This is a genomic window from Spirosoma litoris (assembly GCF_054776755.1).
Window position 1 is genome coordinate 32,812 of record NZ_BAAHBI010000025.1, and the last position, 15,039, is coordinate 47,850.

A 15,039-nucleotide genomic window follows, 5' to 3' on the forward strand; every position below is an offset into this window, starting at 1 on the left:
ATGAAGTGAATTACAAACCGATCTCGACCCCGAACGTATAGGTCTTCGATTGGGGAATAGCGCCCGTATTACCCGATCCGAAGTTCAGGAATTCAGGATCGTAGCCTGTCCATTTCGTCCAGGTAACCAGGTTTGTAGCTATCCCATAAATGCGCACATTCTGGAGCAGTTTCGTACGGGTGAGCAAGGCTTTCGGAAATGTATACGCCAGTTGTACCTGCTTTAAACGGATGTAGGAAGCATCTTCAATAGAACGGCTCGTGCTGGATACATACGAAGATCCCAGTATCTCAGCTCCACCATTATATGGTCGTGGTACGTCGGTAATTTGACCGGGTGCTGTCCAGCGACGATTATAGATGTCGGTTAGGGTGTTTACGTTGCGGGTTCCGTCATCCATCAGCGTGAGCCCCTGCGAGTTATTTACACGACGCCCGAATTCATACTGAAAAAATGCCGTCAGATCGAAACCTCTGTAGGAGATCTGGTTACGCCAGCCGCCGTAAATATTAGCAAAGTCCGAACCTAAGTATTTCGAATCGCGAGGAGTTTGGTAGGTATAAACGATGTTGCCATTCTGATCATACCACATAGCGCGTCCCGTAGCCGGATTCACACCCGCATAAACAGGAGCATAGTTAGCATAAACAGGTTTACCAACGATGAAATTACGGGTAACCGTTGTGTTACCTGCCTGCACCGGCGCTGTCAGCAGAATAAGACTGTCGACGTTGGCCTGGGGAGAAATACCGTCGTAAAGTTTGGTAACCTTGTTATCAATAACTGAAAAGTTGAAACTACTTTCCCAACGCAGCGACGAGGTTTTCAGCACATCAACCGTAATTTCGGTCTCGAAGCCCCGGTTCTTTACCTGACCTGCATTGAACGTAATCGTGGTGTAACCACTTGTGTTCGGCACCTGACGCTGTAACAACAGGTCGTTACTGGTCCGATCGTACACATCGAATTGACCACGAATTCGGTTATTGAAGATACCATATTCCAGACCGGCAGCGATCTCTGTGTTTCGCTCCCATTTCAAGTCAGGGTTGGACAGAGTGGTTACGGCAATACCACTACCCCCGTTGTAGTTAGCCCCACCGCCATACAACCCTCTTGAATCGAAGTTCCCGATCTGGTCGTTACCTGTCGATCCATAGCTGGCGCGCAGTTTCAGCTCCGTCAACACAGGATTATTTTTCAGGAAAGCCTCATCCGACACTAACCAGCTACCCGAAATTGAGGGAAAGAAACCAAACAGGTTGTTGGCACCGAAACGTGACGAACCATCGTAGCGGCCAATCAATGAAAGAAAATATCGACTGTTGTAATTATAGTCGATCTTACCAAAAGCAGAGGCCCGGTGGTAACCCGTCCAGAAGCTTGACATGCTCTGGTAATTGGCAGCGGCAGAAATGTACTGGAAAGCTGACGTTGGGAAACCATAAGCCGAACCACTAGTACCATTCCGCGTATCACTCCGATATTCAAGCCCGGCCAAGGCGTTTATGGAATGCTGACCAAACTGATGTGAGTAGGTAAGTGCACCGTTCGTCAGGAAGTTTATGCTTTCTTCATTCTGGAACGAATCCCGGCCCTGTACACTATAGGCATCCTGAATACGTGGGTCAGCATAGTAGTTTCCTTTAATCAGGCGATAATCCAGATTGACAGTTGGCCGGAACGTTAGCTGCGGGGTTATTTTATACGTTAGAGCGGCACTGCCTACCAACTGATTCGTGGTTGAGGTGATTTTGGCGTAATCGGCCGACAGGATGAAGTTGTGACTAACAACCCCAACGGCACCACCCGTTTGTGGCGTATTGGCATAGCTGCCATCGGCATTAAAAATTGCGTTGGTTGGTACCATAACAGGGCCACCGAAAGCAGCTGACCCTAAATAACCACCCCCATTGGGCGACGCGTACTGGCCACCCTGGGTTGTGGTACTTAGATTGATCGATTGCTCAAACTGTAATTTATCCGAGAGTTTTTGGCCAAGACGCAAGCTGGTTGTAAAGCGTTTAAAATAGATTCCAACAACGTTACCATCCTGTGTATTATAAGATGATGAAAAGTGGAAGTTATTCCGATCGCTACCACCAGAGAGCGAAACCTCATAATTCTGTACCCGTCCGCTACGCATAGCCGCTCGCTGCCAGTCGTAGGTTTTCAGGGTATCAACAATAGATTGCAGTTGATTTTCGCCCAGGTTAGCAATATTCGTATACCGAAGAATGCCCAACACCTGCTGAAGCGCCCAGGTTCTGGATTGGGTTGGATTGGCGTTCATAAACGCTTCGGTACGCATGTTCACCCACTGTTGTGAATTCAACACGTCGAAGTATTTGATTGGCTCAACAACCCCCTGGTAATAATTGAGCTTTACCTGCGTTCTGCCGGCTTTCCCTTTTTTCGTTGTGATGATGACAACCCCGTTGGCTGCCTGTGAACCATAGATTGATGCAGCCGCAGCATCTTTCAATACCTCAATCGACTCAACGTCGTTCGGATTCAGGAAGTTAATCGGGTTCGAGCTGGCATAGCTATTTGTATTCTGCGTATTTAGCTGTACACCATCTACAATGTAGAGGGGTTCGTTACCAGCCGTAATGGAACCGACACCCCGGATACGCACCTGCATAGCGCCACCAGGAGCACCATTGGCCGAGGAAATCTGCACCCCCGAAATACGGCCCTGCATAGCCCGGTCGATACTTTGCGCGGGCACGTTCTGGATGTCGGTCCCTTTAATTTTAGAGACGGCTCCGGTTACTTCCCGTTTGCTGAGAACACCGCCATAACCCGTCACAATAACTTCTTCCAGGTCACTGTTAGTGCTCTGCAATTGAACCGTAATCGTACTTCGGTTTCCCACTTCGACTTCCATACGAGCAAAGCCGATTGACGAAACAACCAGTGTTGGTTTGCCGGGTACTGACAAACTGAAATTCCCACTGGCATCCGTAGTTGTACCACGCGTGGTACCCTTTACCGAAATACTGGCCCCAGGCAACGGGCCACCATCATCACTGGAAGTTACGCGTCCTGTGATAACGCGATCCTGAGCATATGAGAAACTCATTATACTCAATAGCATTAAAAATAGATTAAACAGTAGTTTTCTTATCATCTTTGATGAGTGCTTAAATTTTACTCCTAAAAATAAGACCATCCCCTCTGATACACAAAATATAATATTAAATTTTAAATAAAATACAATTTTATATTTTATCTATTTAAGTTTTATAAATATATAATCCTAATATTAATCAATATATACATATTTTATTTACATAAAAAATATAATTATAAATATAATTTTTCCAACAATAACTAATAATAAATATTGGATGGTACTATGCACAAACCTACAATTCCCTTATGCTCTTTATCCCACAAATCCATGAAGGAGCGGCACCTGTTTATTGCCGCTAACGAAGATTTTCACCAAACGGCCTTTAGAATTTAGTTTATTTGGCCTTTAGACCGGCTGCCCTCACTCCTTCTCAAGAAGCTCTACGTGAACAGGTTACGCCTTTGATTCTTGCTAGTTTAATCATGCATACGTCCCTCTTTCTGCTCCTGTGCTTCTCCGCCTATTTTGCAACGGGGCAGGCGATGCACGAGACTCCCCAGCAGGCGCTCAATCAGTACGTCGCTTTCCTGAATCAATCGGTCAATGAAGTAAGCGATCGACAGCAGCGGATACAGGCTTATTATACTGATATGGGAGTGCATCAATTGCAGCACCGTTTGCGCCTATCCCCATCAGGCACTTTGGAAGAATATTACTACAAAAAAGCCCTAACCAGCGAGGCTTTTACCGATGCGGAAAAACAGCGATTAAACGCAAGTACGCAAGCTCTCTGGCAATTGGTCAATAAAATCGATCAGACTGCCAAAGCCCTCGAAACCTACGATCGACTAAAAGATTACGAACGCGATAACTTTAAGAAAGCAACCGAACTTATCACCGAATTTCAGGCACTTACAACTCAATTCGCTAACGACAAAGACAATTTCTATAAACAGATACAGCGCATTTACCGTCGATACCAGCCTTACCGCGCTACTGATGCCTATCTCTACACCGAAAAAGAAATGGAGCAAGTGCTCGTCAGTCAGCAACAGTTACTCGATACGCTAGCCTATTATTTGATTGAAAAAGCACCCTCGAACTGGCCGGTCAAGCTGGTGCAGCAGAGCATAGTCACTGATGAAAAACTGCTGGGCGAATTCGGGAAAGGTAAATCAGTTATTCAATATCCGGCCTCGAGCATGCTGGATTCGTTTAAAGGGGGATTGCAAACGATTCAGGCGCTAAAAAAACGGGCTGTCGACGATTATAACTTTGCCGCTCAACAAACATCGCGACACAATAACGAATTCTACCGATCCTTTATCAACCAGTATAACAACGACTTATTAAGCTGGTATCAAGGCTTTGTCAGGAATAGTACGCCGACCAAACAATTGCTGGATTATCCAAGATACATTCGTGCTTTTGCCTTCGATGTCCCTCAGCCCGCCAGTCCAAAAACCAATGCAACTGCTTCCTTTCAGGACATTGCGCCCATTGCACTCTCGATAAAACCAGCCGCAGCACCAGCCAGTCCGGCCACTTTCGAAGCGCTGAATGCCTACATCGACTTTATAAACGAATCATTGCGGCAGATGAACCAGATGCAGCTACTAATCCGCGATTATCAGTCTTCGGCCGACTATTATCGGGGATCGCCCAATCGACGAGGTATGTCAACCTATTCGCACTCTGACTACAAAGTCCCTCTGTCTGAGCACCAATTGCTGGTTATCAATACGCCACAAATTCCACAACCTTATCGAACCTCCATTAACGGACAAGCTGACGCTCTGCTGGCAATACTAAAAGAGATGGATGCGTTGAGTATTGAGTTGATTAATTATACCAGCACCAAACAATATCAACAGGACAACCTGAAACGATCCGATGCTATTCTGGATCGATACGCATACCTGTTCGATACCTTCGACCGCCGAAAGGAACGACTCTATCAGGATGTACGACGTATTCATGAAAGCTACCCGCTCAAAAAGCCTATCTCCTCATACGATGTAGCGGGGCAGGCAATGCTAAAACTGATTGATCTGAATAAAGAAGCCTTGTTTGGTGTACGAGCTTACCTAAAAGGCGAATCAGCTCAACTGCCAGCTACAGAAGCTCTTCAGGCGGAAGCCAGAACCCTGATTGAAAACGAATTCCAGAATTTAAAAGGGTTAAAACGGTTGGGCCGGAACAATGGCGGATGCCCTTATACGCCCTATGAAGACCTGGCAGAGAATTCGATCAAGATGGCCGAAAAGGTGCAGAAAGTCGCGGCAAAATCGCCTGATCGGGAGTATGAATCGTTCTACTATTTCTATAACCAGTTGGCTTACCTCTACAATCAGTTCAGCGACTTGGCCAAAGTAGGCGTTTTGAAAACCATCAACGAGCCGAACATATTGGCTTTCCGTCGCTCCACATCAACCACCATTCAGCCAGTAGCTGAAAAAGTGCCCAAATCCGTCACTCCATCAGTTCAGGAAACAAACCCAGTTGTCCAATCGACAACAGCTCGCCAAAGTCCAGTCAGTAATCCAACCCTAGCGACGAGTACAACGGCTATTAAGCACGACACTGTTTACGTAAATCAGACCAAAGTTGATACCGTATTTATCGATCGACCCGGCCAGACAGCTATTGTTAATTCATTAGCCGGTTTTGCGGCCAACAATATGGTGTTGCTGCTAGACGTATCAGGTTCAATGGATTCGCCTTACAAGCTACCGTTGTTGAAAACAGCGATCAAATCGCTGCTGCGTATTATCCGCCCCGAAGATCAACTTTCGATTGTGGTGTACTCGGGTAAAGCGAAAGTCGCCCTGAAGCCGACATCAGGTACGAACGCCAATGAGATCGCCCGTATCATCGATCAACTTCAATCGGATGGCGACACCGATGGGAACGGAGGCATCCGCTTAGCCTACAAAGTAGCCGACAAAAACTACATTCGGGCGGGAAACAACCGAATCATCCTCGCCACCGATGGCGAATTTCCGGTAAGCGATGAGGTGTACCAACTCGTGAACGAATCCAGCAATCAGGATATTCACTTAACAATCTTCACCTTTGGCCGCAACGAAATCAACGGTCAAAATCTCAAAAAACTAGCACAAACGGGCAAAGGAAGTTATACACACATCACTCGTGAGAACGCAAATCTGCAACTGATTCTGGAAGCGCAGGCTAAGAAAGTGCCGTAAGTTGCTGTAGTTACTTCACCCTTAACCTCTCTCCTGTTTTCAGGAAAGTGGGACAATCCTCAACAATAGCACTGTTAGCATTCCGATTATTCTGTCCGTAAGTGTACGAATACTGTCCGTTTCTGGACAGGCTGAAAGCGATCTTTGACTAGAAAAACCTCTCCTTTAGCCAGAAAAGCCCATTTATCAAGTTGGCAAGGCATTTGTTTAGCAAATAATAAGCAAATCATTACCGACAATGGGAAGAGCTTATTTAGGCGAGTTTGAAGAGTTGGTTTTATTGACCGTAGCCGTACTCGAAGGAGGGGCTTATGGCGTTACGATAGTTGCCGAACTCAAGCAACGTACCGATCGCACCATCAGTTTGAGTGGTGTACATATTGCTCTATATCGCTTAGAGGAAAAGGGCTTCGTGCGTTCCGAGTTAGGTGGGGCCACAGCTGCCCGAGGAGGCCGACGCAAACGCCTATTTGTTATTACGGCACTCGGGAAACGAACCTTAGGCGACATGCGGGAAGTGCGCAATCAACTCTGGGATTCTATTCCTAACCCTCACCTCATTGTTAGCCATGACTAAGCCATATCCAGTTCCACCCGCCTGGGCCGATCGCTTAGTAACGTGGTTTTGTCCCGACTATTTACAGGAAGAGCTACTAGGCGATTTACACGAACAATTTGATCTGCATGTAGAAGAGGTTGGTGAGTCAAAAGCGCGCCGACTTTACGTACAGGAAGTAATCAAATTTTGCCGCCCCTACTTCCTGAAACGCCGAGTCAACGCACTTACGCAACCCGCTGCCAACGTAGCCTCATTCAATGAGGATCGATACACGTATACACAACCGGACGCCCGGCCCACTTTTTTTCTTAGTCCCGATATGCTTCTTAATTATATCAAAATCGCCCTTCGTACCCTCTGGAAAAGTAAAGGGTACGCTGCCATCAATGTTGTCGGCCTTTCCGTGGCTTTCGTTGTTTGTATCTTTTTGTTTCTGAGGTCTTATTTACATATGACCTATGACAATTTCCATCAGGATGATGACCGTATTTTTCAAACGTACTTCTTCTCGAATGATCCCGAAAAGGCGCTCCGAAGTGGCAATATGCCTTTACCTCTAACACCAGCTTTAAAGGCCGACTATCCTGAACTGGAAGCGGCAGCCCGCATTTTGACTGGGCGAAAGAGTTTGGTAGAAGTTAAAGGAAAGTATTTCGACAAGCTGGTTTTGCAGACTGACCAAGACTTCCTGAAAATCTTTTCATTTCCGCTGATTAAAGGAAATCGGGAAATTGCCCTTCGTAATTTGAGTAGCGTCATTATCAGTGAGAATATGGCTAAAACCGCATTCGGCACCGAAGACCCGATGGGTAAAACCTTGCAGATTGGCAGCGAGAGCCATAAAAAGCAATACATTGTAACAGGTATCATTAGCGATGCGCCCGACAATTCGTCCATTCAATACGACATCCTGGTCCGGATCGAAAATTCGTACAGCTATCAGCAAGATAAAGATAACTGGAGCGCTCAGTCGCATACCGTTTTTGTAAAACTCCCCCCCCACGTCGATCAGGCCACGTTTGAAACTCGCTTAAAACCATTCGCTCAGAAGTATTTCAAGGGTAATCTGGACGAACTCAAAAAGAAGGGGGCTAAGCCTGATCAGCATGGCGATTTGTTTGCCGTTCGGTTACAGAATCTCTCCCGTGTACATTTTGATCGGGATATAGCTGGCAGAGGTGGCACCCCAATTGCAATCGTATATACACTGATGGGCATCGCCTTTTTTATTCTCCTGATCGCCTGCATCAACTTTATCAACCTAAGCATCGCAAGGTCATTCACTCGTGCCCGTGAGGTTGGTGTACGAAAAGCATTAGGAGCGCTGAAAAACCAGCTTTTTGTCCAGATCTGGGGCGAATCGACCCTTATTTGTCTGGTTGGATTTCTAGTAGGCGTGCTGCTTACCTATTTACTTTTGCCTCTCTTTAACGCTACGTTCGACGGTAGGATCAAATTCGAACAAATGCTTCAGCCAGGTTTTATTGGCGTCATTCTGATCGTGTTTATCCTGGTTACTTTTGTTGCAGGTGGGTATCCTGCCTGGCAGATGGCGAAGTTCAATGCAGTAGAGGTATTGAAAGGTAAGTTATCCATCAAACGCCCCGGAGCTATCCGAAACTCACTGATTGTTACCCAATTCATCATGTCGAGTTTGCTGGCCTGTTGCACCATCATTGCGTCGCAGCAACTGAATTTTCTGCGGACAAGGCCACTCGGATTTCAAAAAGAGCAGGTGATTAGTATTCCGGTTGGTAATCAGGTAAATGGTCGGCAAGCACTGGGACGCCTACGAAATACATTAGCCAATGACCCATCTATCTTGTCGATAAGCGGTACAGGTATCAATCTGGGACGTGGTAAAGATCGAGTCAGCTCCCGATCGAGCGTTGGCTATACGTACAAAGGTCGAAAAGTATCAAGCGATTTACTATTAATCGACTTCGACTACCTCAAAACCCTAAAAATCAAACCAATAGCGGGTCGCGATTTCAACCGAACCTACGCAACCGACTCCGTGAAGCGCGTAATTATTACGGCGAGCATGGCCAAAATGATGGGCGAATCGAATCCAGTAGGTATGTTGTTGGGAGACGATGCTGATTCATCGAGTACCAAATCGCAAATTATTGGCGTCGTTCCTGATTTCCATTTGTATTCGCTGGCCGACGAGGCCAAACCGATCACCATGTACCTGTCTAATACCGAACCCATTCAGTACATTTTTGTCCGGGTCACTCCCCAGAGTTTGGCAGGCACAATGGATAAACTTAAAGAGGTATGGAAGGCAGTAGCTCCACAGTCGGAATTTCTGGGCACGTTTCTGGATGAGAATGTTGATGCCTGGTACCAGAATGAAGAACAATTATCCCGAATCTGTAGTCTGGCTTCCAGCATCGCGATTCTGCTATCCTGCTTAGGTCTGTTCGCTGTAGCCATGATGATCATCGAACAACGTACCAAAGAAATTGGTATTCGGAAAGTGATGGGGGCCAGCATCGTAAGCATCATTATTAACCTCTCCCAAGACTTTGTTAAGCTGGTTATCATTGCTCTGGTGATCGCTTTGCCAGTAGCCTGGTTTTTAATGAAAACGTGGCTAAATAGCTATGTAGAGCACATAGCATTAAGTATATGGGTTTTCGCTGGTGTTGGCCTGGCCGCTATTCTGGTTGCTCTGGCAACGGTAAGTTTCCAGACGATAAAAGCTGCGCTGGTAAATCCTGTAAAGAGTTTACGAAGCGAATAATAAACTAGTGTGAATAATGGGTTGATATAATATATAAACCATTGACAGTCAGTACATTAAAAGGTGGTTTTATCATCCCGACGCAGGAGGGATCTTCGCTAACAGCAGCACATTCTAGCTACCGAAGATCCCTCCTGCGTCGGGATGACAAAAAAGCGCTGATAATCAAAGAATTAAATGGAAGCTGAGCCATTATTCACGTTAAACTAGCAAATCGCTTAAGCTGCCCGGTAATTAAATGAAAAAGCATCGCTTGTGCAGGCGATGCTTTTTCATTTAATTTATAGAAAGACAACTGTTTTACGGGCAAACAATTTTGTAGAACGTGTAGCTTACTGTTAGTGCAATATAGGTGTAGCTATCTGACAGAGCCGGGTTGCCTTGCGACGTTTTGGTTACGGCTCTACCAAATGTTAAGTCGCCGAGGCCATCCAGGTAGTCAGTCCTGGAGAATCGTGTCCCAAACTCTGCCCCAATACTCCAGGGCCGCTTTATCTCATACTTTACTCCTATACCAAGCGGATAGGTAACAACCCCGCCCGCCCGAATAACATCATTATTAAATCGACACAAGCCAATTCCTCCAAATATATAGGGAGTCCAGTTTTTTGCTTTTGGCAAAGGCTTATAGTTCAAAAAATTGTATTCGAAATCAATGTATAGTTCTTGGATATTGGTCTTATAGGAATAATTACGGGCCAATTGAAGGGGATCGCTGCTATAGCGATCCTCGCCCCGAAATGAGCCAATAGAACCTCCCGCACGCATCGAAAATGACCGGGTTGCATTATACCGAAAAAATCCCCCAGCTGCCGGACTAATAAAACGTGGATTCATGGCTGGCGTTACGTCGCCTTTACAGAGCATCCCGCCTAAACTGGCTCCAAGTTCAATTTTTTGCGCCTGTGTGCTAAAACTGATAAAAAGCCCGACTACAATCAGCCGGGCTATGTTCATTCGGTATCGATGCATAAATTCAATGACAGTAACTTACTAAGCTTTTTGCATTTTCTACCTACTGCTTATTTAATAGGCGGACACTTGATTTTAACTGGAATGATGTACTGAATGGTAAACGTAGTTAGCAGATAACCATCTCTTGGAAGCTTTTTGGCTCCCCCTCCGCGCGCTGACGACACGAATAAGTCCGGATTAGACTGACGAAGTTGCTGGAGATCAGCGGCACGAGAATCACCAGTACGGGCAGCAATCGATTCGTTCCGACGATCGGCTAAGGCAGCCCCTAGTCCTTGTACGGCGTCAGGATTAGGATAGGCTCCCCCCACATCATCCAGATAATTGGTTAAGGTCATTCGGTAGCCAATCTCAGCGCCGATGTTAAAATTATCATTAAGTCTATATCGTGCGCCAATCCCAACTGGAATCGCCAGTGTAACCAGTGAATAAGGTTTTTGATAACCTGGTTGTCCTTGGCCTTCCGTGTGCAATGGCTGAAGTTTCACCCATTTATCCAGCTTATATGCCTGCTGAAGTGAATCACCAGGCATCGTTTCGGGGCTATGGGCCACTAAGGCAAGACCACCAAATAGATAGGGGGTGAATTTCGCACGAACATCTGAATTGCGCCCATCTTCTATAAAATTATAAATACCTGTAATAGCGAATTCTTTTATATCATTCCGAAAGTTTAGGTTCGTCACATATTGAAGTGCATACTTCTGTGGGTTACTTTTACTGAAGGTATAATCATCCCCTACGATTCGTGCCCAGGTAAATGCAACCCTAGCTGCAAAGTGAGGAGTAAATTGGCGCGTATAGCCCAGTCCAAGATTCCAGCGAGGTAAATTAAATAATGACCTTAAGGGTGTACTATACGGATTCAATTCCCCAAAATAAGTCGATGTCCCCCCGCCAAACGAAACCGACGAATAGGGTACAAAATGTGTATTCGGTCGTCGCTGGGCTAGGCTTTCGGTAAACAGGCCCGTCGATAAGCAAATTGCTAAAGCCCCAACTACCAACTGTTTGTAGTTATTCATACTCTTAAGATAGGTGAATCAACCTCGATTGGTCCACAAACCAACCAATTCCGAAACGGCCATATTGTTGCTTTTATTGGCAATCCACTGTAAAAATTATGCCACAAATGAGAAATGTGGGGAAATTGTGAAAACTAAGAGTTACTGTATACAATCCACCCTATTGTTTCGTTAATTACGAATATCCCAGCCCCAGTTAAGTTTACTACGTAACGTATTCAGGAAGTTATCGTCGCTGAGTTTCACCAATCGGGCTTTAAATGCTTCTTTCTGAAGGCTAATTCGAACGGAAGTATCAACCGTAAAGGAGCGAGAATCCAGGGCAGCTAAAAAATTACCACTCCGGCTTTCAACCTCAAAGGTAAACTGGCAGGTATCCATCACAATCATTGGTCGAACGTTCAGATTGTGCGGGCTGATGGGTGTAATAATCAGGCTACCAGTATGGGGTAATAATACGGGGCCTCCACAACTAAGCGAATAACCCGTTGATCCTGAAGGTGTTGATACAATCAGACCATCGGCCCAATAGGAATTCAGAAATTCACCATCAAGATAGGCATGCACCGTAATCATCGACGATGTTTGCGTGCGTGTGATCGTGAAATCGTTGAGCCCAAAAGGGAGGTTTCCAAAAATATCCTGGCTCGACCGAACGCTTACCAAGGTGCGCTCATCAATACTATACTGCTCATTGAAAAGAGCATCAATCATTAGTCGTACCGATGCAGGAGCAACTGTTGCCAGGAAACCTAACCGGCCAATGTTAATACCGATAATTGGAATCTGACGAGCGCCAACATGGGTTACTGCATCGAGCAACGTGCCGTCTCCTCCTAAACTAAAAATAAAATCGGCGTCGGTAACCCCTTCCTCAACGGTATAGGTGGCTTCACTATAATGGGCTACACCCGCACTATCCAGAAACTCGCGATAGCCTTGCGAGATAATCAATTCGGCCTGCCGTCTAGCCAATTCCTCAAACATCGATTGGATGTACGGCCGGGCCGATTCGGGAAAGTTGCGCCCGTGAATGGCGATTTTCATAGATTAGTTTGTAGTTTGAGTCGAGCCGCTGGAGCGGTTTGTAGTTTGTAGCTTTTGTTGTCGTACAACTTCGAACCACAAACTACGAATCACGAACGACAAAACTACGTATTAAGGTAGCGAAGTAGCGAATCGAGCCGTTCCTGATCAATACTTTCGACCGGAGCATTGGCAAAAGCAGCTTCAATTTGATAACCGAAGCGTTCAAGTGTTGAAATAACAGGGGTTATATCCCGTCGGTTGAGTTTAAGCGTTAATCGAGAGCGATCGGGCATTCCATAGGCAGCACTGGAGAAAAAACTGCTTATGATTTTAACATTATTGGACTCGACTAGTCGGCTGATTTCGGTCAGTGAATAATCGCGTTCATTTATATTTAAAATCAGAATGGCACCAACTTCCTGAACACCAAGTTCCTGCCCAAACTGCTTGAGCAGTTCAGTAACGGAAATTGTGCCCATAAACTCCTGTCCTTCGTTCAGGACTGCTACAACCTCCATTTGCTGCTGAATAACCAACCCTAAAACCTCAAACAAATGTTGATCTTCATGGACATAGGTCTGCTCAAATAAGCGAAGGATATTACCCAGCGACCGTTCATCGTCGGCAACATCCAGGAGCAACTCTTCGCTCACGATTCCCCGGTATTCGCCCTGATCGGTCAGAACGAGTTGTCCAACGCGGTGTTCCTGCATCCAGTCCAGTGCCTGCCCAACCGAATCGGTTGGTTTCAGTGCAGGAAGCATAGGGTCTATTAGTTCGGCAGCCAGCATAGGTAATAGCGTGTAGTCAATAAAACAGTAACCTGTTTAGCAGAAAACTACGGAAATTCTTCCAGAGTTTCCAAATCTTACGCTAAGTAAGTAAAATATGAGCGGAGAGCGAGGAAGAACAACGGGCACTCCTACCCTTTTAGGTAGATACTTACTCTACTAATTCACTAACCAGATGCCGGGCGAGCCAGCCATCCAGCAATTCATTAAATCGGTCGGGGCACTCCATCATGGGTGCATGGCAGCATTTATCGATAAAGTACAGTTCAGAATTGGCAATCAATCGATTGAATTCATGGCCGACCTCCGCCGGTGTAATGGTATCATTGAGTCCCCATACCAGCAACGTTGGCACCTGAATTTTGTACAAGTCCTTGGCCACGTTATTTCGCTGAGCCGACTTGGCAATACCCACAATACTCATGCATTTTGGAATACTGCTGGTAATCTCAAATACTTCGTCGATTAACTCTTTAGAGGCTACTTTTGGGTCGTAGAATGTATAGGCAACGCGTTCGGCGATGTAATCATAACTGCCACGTTTGGGGAAAGAGCCGCCCATGCCGTTCTCAAACAAACCTGAACTTCCCGTGAGTACTAAACCTCGCACTTGTTCAGGATTTTTGAAGGTATACAAAATGGCTAAGTGGCCACCTAGTGAGTTACCAAGCAACGTCATGCCGTGCAGGTCTTTCTGCGCAACAAACTTCTCAATGAAGGCCACTAAACCTTCCAGACTTGCCTGCCGAAGCGGCATTTCATAAATCGGGAGCAATGGAATGATTACCCGATAACGACCAGAAAACGTGTTAATTACACTATCCCAGTTACTAAGCGCCCCAAATAGTCCATGCAATAATAACAGCACATCACCCTGGCCCTCATCAACATAGCGGAAACCCGCTTCCTCCCGAATCTGATAGTTCATGCGTATTCAATAGTTAAGGATGTGGCAGAATCTGTTTTTTTAAGAGTAAACAAAACAAAGTCAATCCAGTTTTTAATCATTGGCAATCCATAGTGCGTTAAGGCCGCTTCAGGATGAAATTGAACACCCCAAATTGGTAATGTCTGGTGCCGCATGGCCATCATTTCTCCTTGTTTTGTAACAGCCGTACACACCAATTGATCAGGCATCTCTGTCAAAAGTAGTGAGTGGTACCGCGTTACATCGAACTCTCCTGGTAAGCCATACCATAGTACATCGTCGGTCAACACCCGGATTGGCGATACTTTACCATGCATTGGCCGATGAGCCCGAATCAGTTTCGCCCCAAAGAACTCGCCTAGCGCCTGATGGCCCAAGCAAACTCCCAGAATTGGTACTCGCTGATGGTAGTGACGAATCACTTCCATCAGTTGTCCCGCTTGCTGTGGCACGCCCGGCCCTGGCGATAATACGACGGCATCAACAGGTTCCTGGGTCAACTTAACCCAACTTTCATCGTTACGAACAACCCGACATACAGCCCCCGCTTGCTGTAGATAATCTACCAGCATGTACGTAAACGAGTCGAAGTTATCAACAACCAACAGATTCATGCCGCTATAACGCAACTTGTTGCGACAAAATTAATATTTTCTAAAAAAAAACAACAATACATAATTATTATGCACTGATTT

General features: G+C 45.9%; 10 protein-coding genes. 3 read left to right on the forward strand and 7 right to left on the reverse strand.

Annotated elements, in window-relative coordinates; genetic code table 11:
* Positions 1 to 10: 10 nt before the first annotated feature.
* A complete protein-coding gene (locus tag ACYVGR_RS16335) occupies positions 11 to 3,085 on the reverse strand; it encodes a SusC/RagA family TonB-linked outer membrane protein (protein WP_460958517.1) in 3,075 nt (1,024 codons plus the stop codon).
* A 476-nt stretch (positions 3,086 to 3,561) separates the two neighbouring features.
* Here ACYVGR_RS16335 and ACYVGR_RS16340 point away from each other — a divergent pair, with 476 nt between their 5' ends.
* The 3 genes from ACYVGR_RS16340 to ACYVGR_RS16350 all read left to right on the forward strand — a co-directional run bounded on the left by ACYVGR_RS16340 (position 3,562) and on the right by ACYVGR_RS16350 (position 9,596).
* Entirely contained in the window at positions 3,562 to 6,288 is a 2,727-nt protein-coding gene (locus ACYVGR_RS16340; RefSeq protein WP_460958519.1) for a vWA domain-containing protein, read from the forward strand.
* A 238-nt stretch (positions 6,289 to 6,526) separates the two neighbouring features.
* Positions 6,527 to 6,865, forward strand: a complete 339-nt coding sequence (locus ACYVGR_RS16345) for a PadR family transcriptional regulator (protein WP_182461389.1) — start codon at positions 6,527 to 6,529, stop codon at positions 6,863 to 6,865.
* Positions 6,858 to 9,596, forward strand: a complete 2,739-nt coding sequence (locus ACYVGR_RS16350) for an FtsX-like permease family protein (RefSeq protein WP_460958521.1) — start codon at positions 6,858 to 6,860, stop codon at positions 9,594 to 9,596. Before ACYVGR_RS16345 ends, ACYVGR_RS16350 begins: the two co-directional genes overlap by 8 nt.
* 300 nt (positions 9,597 to 9,896) lie before the next feature.
* On the opposite strand, the gene porG is transcribed toward ACYVGR_RS16350, so the two are convergent.
* From porG to ACYVGR_RS16380, 6 genes are all read right to left on the reverse strand, one after another.
* Positions 9,897 to 10,568, reverse strand: coding sequence for a type IX secretion system protein PorG (porG, locus tag ACYVGR_RS16355; RefSeq protein WP_460958523.1), 672 nt, complete (start codon positions 10,566 to 10,568; stop codon positions 9,897 to 9,899).
* Positions 10,569 to 10,618: 50 nt separating this feature from the next.
* Positions 10,619 to 11,596, reverse strand: a complete 978-nt coding sequence (locus ACYVGR_RS16360) for a DUF6089 family protein (protein WP_460958525.1) — start codon at positions 11,594 to 11,596, stop codon at positions 10,619 to 10,621.
* 171 nt (positions 11,597 to 11,767) lie between these two features.
* Positions 11,768 to 12,643, reverse strand: coding sequence for an NAD kinase (locus ACYVGR_RS16365; protein ID WP_460958527.1), 876 nt, complete (start codon positions 12,641 to 12,643; stop codon positions 11,768 to 11,770).
* A gap of 104 nt (positions 12,644 to 12,747) precedes the next feature.
* Entirely contained in the window at positions 12,748 to 13,416 is a 669-nt protein-coding gene (locus ACYVGR_RS16370) for a CBS domain-containing protein (RefSeq protein WP_460958529.1), read from the reverse strand.
* A gap of 151 nt (positions 13,417 to 13,567) precedes the next feature.
* A complete protein-coding gene (locus tag ACYVGR_RS16375) occupies positions 13,568 to 14,344 on the reverse strand; it encodes an alpha/beta fold hydrolase (protein ID WP_460958531.1) in 777 nt (258 codons plus the stop codon).
* The gene (locus ACYVGR_RS16380) at positions 14,341 to 14,958 is read right to left on the reverse strand and encodes an anthranilate synthase component II (protein ID WP_460958533.1); all 618 of its coding nucleotides are present in this window, start codon (positions 14,956 to 14,958) and stop codon (positions 14,341 to 14,343) included. Before ACYVGR_RS16380 ends, ACYVGR_RS16375 begins: the two co-directional genes overlap by 4 nt.
* Positions 14,959 to 15,039 lie beyond the last annotated feature (81 nt).